Origin of the sequence: Paraburkholderia sp. NMBU_R16, assembly GCF_013282575.1 — a bacterium.
Taxonomy (GTDB): Bacteria; Pseudomonadota; Gammaproteobacteria; order Burkholderiales; family Burkholderiaceae; genus Trinickia.
In genome coordinates, this window is the sequence record NZ_JAAAYE010000128.1 from 1 (window position 1) to 4,288 (window position 4,288).

Annotated in this window: 6 protein-coding genes; 5 read left to right on the forward strand and 1 reads right to left on the reverse strand. The window is 56.8% G+C overall.

Annotated elements, in window-relative coordinates; translation table 11 throughout:
- The 3 genes from GWC77_RS26985 to GWC77_RS26995 form a co-directional block, all read left to right on the forward strand.
- Window positions 1–619: hypothetical protein (locus tag GWC77_RS26985; protein ID WP_217283430.1), on the forward strand; the 619-nt coding region annotated here is incomplete at its 5' end.
- Entirely contained in the window at window positions 612–815 is a 204-nt protein-coding gene (locus GWC77_RS26990; RefSeq protein WP_173262340.1) for a hypothetical protein, read from the forward strand. The genes GWC77_RS26985 and GWC77_RS26990, both read left to right, overlap by 8 nt.
- Window positions 812–1,330: an HK97 family phage prohead protease gene (locus GWC77_RS26995; RefSeq protein ID WP_173262343.1), complete on the forward strand. Its 519-nt coding sequence runs from the start codon at window positions 812–814 to the stop codon at window positions 1,328–1,330. The genes GWC77_RS26990 and GWC77_RS26995 overlap by 4 nt, the downstream gene beginning before the upstream one ends.
- A gap of 766 nt (window positions 1,331–2,096) precedes the next feature.
- Here GWC77_RS26995 and GWC77_RS27000 read toward each other — a convergent pair.
- Window positions 2,097–2,333, reverse strand: a complete 237-nt coding sequence (locus GWC77_RS27000; protein ID WP_173262346.1) for a hypothetical protein — start codon at window positions 2,331–2,333, stop codon at window positions 2,097–2,099.
- A gap of 100 nt (window positions 2,334–2,433) precedes the next feature.
- Between GWC77_RS27000 and GWC77_RS27005 the strand changes: the two genes are divergently transcribed.
- Together GWC77_RS27005 and GWC77_RS27010 are read left to right on the forward strand one after the other, a co-directional pair.
- Window positions 2,434–2,988, forward strand: coding sequence for a hypothetical protein (locus GWC77_RS27005; protein WP_173262348.1), 555 nt, complete (start codon window positions 2,434–2,436; stop codon window positions 2,986–2,988).
- 837 nt (window positions 2,989–3,825) lie between these two features.
- Complete coding sequence (locus tag GWC77_RS27010; RefSeq protein ID WP_173262352.1) at window positions 3,826–4,179, forward strand: hypothetical protein; 354 nt, start codon at window positions 3,826–3,828, stop codon at window positions 4,177–4,179.
- Window positions 4,180–4,288 lie beyond the last annotated feature (109 nt).

Genomic DNA, 4,288 nt, shown 5'->3' on the forward strand with positions numbered 1-4,288 from the left:
AAAAACGCTCAGGCCCGCATCGCCACGTCCGCAGCGTTCGCTTGCGCGTGGAATGCGCGTTCGGATAACCGTGGAATCAGCGTTCGCTTTAGCGTGGAATGAGCGTTCGGTTTGCCTGGAATACGCATCGTTGGATATTAAAGAACTTATGGAGGCAGCGCTTGCACTGCCGCCTCAACCTCTTCATCGACTCAATCAAACGGAGCACTGGTCCCACTTCAGCGCGGATAACGTCGCGCGGCATGTGTCAATCTGGGCGCGGAGCAATATGCAGACGTTGCGCTACAACGGCGGTAGCACCGATAAGATCGCACAGGAAGTCGCAGCGCTTGACGCGAAGATTAAAGCCCACCGCGAGGAGGCGGCAAAATGCCAGATCGAAATCCTTAAGCAGGCGGGGGGTTTTCAAGGCATGCAAGAAGCAATGCGGGTCGGTATGGAGCCGCAGTTCGACAATGCCCTACGCACTCGCCAAAAGGAAGAAGAAGCGGCGGCCAACCGCCTCAAACAGGACCGCGAAAGCCTATATAGGGGCTTCCTTGCCGCGCAAGCTCACGACCGGGCAAAAGCCGAGGCGATAAAAATTATAGGCGCTCTCGTCGGAGCATTGAATGATTGATTATCGTAAGCTAGGCCGAATGTACGGTTTGCAGATGAGCGCGGCCGCACGTCAAAAAGCTTTGAGCGAGCGCCAGGAAACGACGCTATCCGGTAAAACGATGGTAAGCATCGCGGTTGGTGGGAAAGCGTCAACCAAAGCCCTCGTTATGACGGCTGACCAGTTCAACAACTTCCGGAAAGGCTTTGCGGCTTGAACGAGGCCCGTATTATCTCCGGCATGGCGACCACGAACGCCGTAGACCGTAGCGGAGACGTGATTGATCCCCTCGGCGCAAAGTTCAAAACCCCATTCCCGCTCCTTTTGCAGCACGATCATTCGACGCCCATCGGCACAGTGACCCGCGTGCAGCGCATGAGTCACGGCTTGTTGGCAACGGCGGAACTTGTTCCTCCCGGTGTTAGCGAAGAAGCTGACAAAGCGTGGGGATTAATCCAAGCCGGGGCACTGCGAGGCCTTAGCATCGGCTTTCGCCCGCTAGAACTATCGGAAGGCAAGACGGGGATCAATTATGATGCCTCGGAGATTTACGAGCTATCCGTTGTGACCGTTCCGTGTAACGCCGACTGCTACGTTATTGCACATAACACGGAAGCCAAGGCTGTACGCAAGAGAGCAACCGAGAAGCCCTCGGGCATGACGCAAGTCGATGTGAGCCCCACGGCGCCATCACGCACGTTGAAGCCCTTCTTTCACCCAAATCTGTATTGATAGCTCACCACTCAGGGCGGCGGGGAGCCGCCCTCTTATAAATAAGGAGTTCTAATTAATACCCGCACTCAGGAAGCACATGGCCCCTTGCCCTTCGTGCTGCATGAATCCCTCAACGAGGCCGAGCTTAAGGCACTCGTTTCCGCCCTCGACGCAGATATCAGGCGCCTCGGGGAAATTATCGCGCGCAATAACCATCTCAAAGGGATTGCGCAGCATCGGCTTATCAGCCTACAGATTGAGGACGAGCGCGGATGACGAATAGGCGAGGACGTACGGCCCAAGAGGTAAGCGCCGAGGTAGCCGAGATCGCCGCCTCGCTGCGACGAGAGCAACTATGCCTAGTAGCCTTCCCCCGTAGGCCTACACGTACCGAAGCCCGATGGATGCTATCGCGGCGTGCATGGGACCGCTTGCAATGCGAGGCGGACCATTTCGACGTGAGTCTGTGGCAGCATGCAAGGCGCAAGGCGCACCGGATGCACACGGCCTTACAGCAGCGTACCATCCGCAACGCGCTCCGGTTCGATGATGTGAGTGGAGAAGACGTAAAGCCCTTGCTAATCAGCATCGACTCCGTTTTGCTCGAATGTCTTTCGCGTCGTCTGGAAGTCGCGCCCGAGCATATCGGGGCCTTGGTGGCCGGATGGCGCGAATGAGTCGCGCCGAATTGTTGCAGGCGGCGCGTACGCTCAGCATTCGTACGGACCTCGTATCCAATGGAAGGCGCAGAAGCAAAAGCATTGATAGCCTGCGCGTTGATATCCTAGAGCGCTGCTATGGTCGTAACCTCGGCGTCGTAAAGGCTAAGACGGCTCTGGAACTCGACCAGCGCATTAGCCGCGCGGCGGACTGTGCCGTTGGTCGCCTGGGGTACCTCCTCTGCGTGGCTCAGGGTTGTATCCGAGACGGGCGAAACGATCTCCTCGAATACGCACGTCTGTGCGGGCTGAAACGCCGTAGGCCCGACGATGAGGCGCGCGTGCTCCGGAGTGCGAGACATTGGCTCGATATCGCGGACGTAGCGCAACGCCTTTACGAGATCGAAGTTGCCACAAATGCGCAGTAGCTAATATGGCTGCTTTCGTCCCAACGGAGGCAGCATGGCACACAGACGCAATCTGACCGCGAACTCGACACAGGACGAGATCGATGCGCACGCGCGCGAACTGGAGGCGGCCATAGCAGCTTCGCTGCGCACATCAGCACGGCCAGCGGCAACGGAGCCACACCGCGCGGCACAGGGAAAGATGATGCCCCGTACCCCTCTCGAACAGTTCGCGCCGGAAAACATCGAGCGCCTTTTACGCATCATTGAGAGCGCACCAACGAAGGAGCAATTGCAGGGGTTTATGAAACGCGTAGACCGCAGCAGTGGCCGACGCTGCGGCGTGGGACTCTACGCACGGCGCGCACTCGCCAAGTGCACCGACTACTACGCAAAACAGCATCCCGGCTGCGATCCCGAAAATCTCAGCGAGGTCATAGCCATTCGCCGATTTATTCGACAACAGCGCAGCGACCTAGCCGCCGACATATGGGACATTCGGCGCAATTTGCGTCACTTACAGGACATCGCCTCCGCAAAGGCCGAGTTGCAGGCGATCAAAGAGGAGTTCAACAAGTTGGGAAATGACGACCAAAGCACAACACCTTAAAGCCATTCTCGCGATGCGTATGGAATGGACCGACCAAGATAAGTTTCTAGCCGATCAGCTAGCGGGCATCCGGCATAAGCTCGATGCGGAGCACCGCAAAGCGGCACGAGCCCCGGCTACAGTTCCCACAGCCGCAGGCGGCGAGAAACCTAACCCGTTATTCGCCGTTATCGACCGCATGGCGAAGCAAGAGGGACGGCTTACGCGCCGCCTCCGGCTTGGGGCAGTCCGTACCGCTGGCGGGCAGTACCAAGCCAACAACAGCCCGGTCGAGGTCCGTAACCAGCTATGGGAGAAGCACAACGAGAGTTGCCGCTTGAACCTGATTCCCGGACTGTGGCGGCATGTAGTCCGAGAGGCAGGCGTCGAGATTGAGGAGGACTCTATCGGGTGGCCGGATAGTCCCTTGGGGCTACCTGTAAAGCCTGTCAACTCGTAACGGGTCGATTCCGGCCGGATTACTTACCTATCAAGCCATTCCGACCGAAATACCCTCGAAAAAAGTGCAATTTTGCTTTTCGCGATATTTCAAATGAGACCGGTCGGTGTCGCGACGATTGACCCTCGCAATTCGACCTACCCCCGCCCGTCGCAATGCCGCTACGGCTCTTGCACAGCCTGTCAGAGCGGCTCGCTCGACTAAACCATAGGAGACCATTGCTCTACGACAAAGAATACGCCGAGCGCGCCACGTATGCGTATCGGCCAACACCACGATATGTACCTTGGGGACCTGATACGACGCTAGTTCAAGTTCCCCTACCGTTGCTTAAGGCCGCGGGATGGAGAAAGATCAGAGAACGACCTTTGCGGCTATCGGTTAAATCGTACCTCGATATGGAAACCGGAGAAATCATTAAGAAGCGTGATATGTTCAAGCAACGATTGCCTGTGCCGCAGAATAATAGCTTCCGATTTATCGAGCAACTTTCGATTATCAATAGCCAACTGAGCAAGAGAGCACGCGATTTATGTATCTTTCTGCTCAAGATGAGGAACAGTCGTGGCTCATTCGTGTTGCCGCTCAGCGAGCTTATCGATGGATACATTAATAGAAGCGCTCCTGTATCACGTATGGCTAGGGCAAGGAAACAGCACTACGACTTGATAGGCGAAATAGCAGCAGCGGGAATCATCGCCCAGGAGCAGGCGCTAGGTAGCTTGTTCCAGAAGCGGTGTTTGTCAACGTAGTTGTCGCGTCGCATCATGCGCACTGCTTTAATTCGGCTCGGGGCGCACGCTCCGGATTGAGCCAGACCTCGTCCTTCAATTCCCAATTGCGAGTCGAGCGAGACCACCG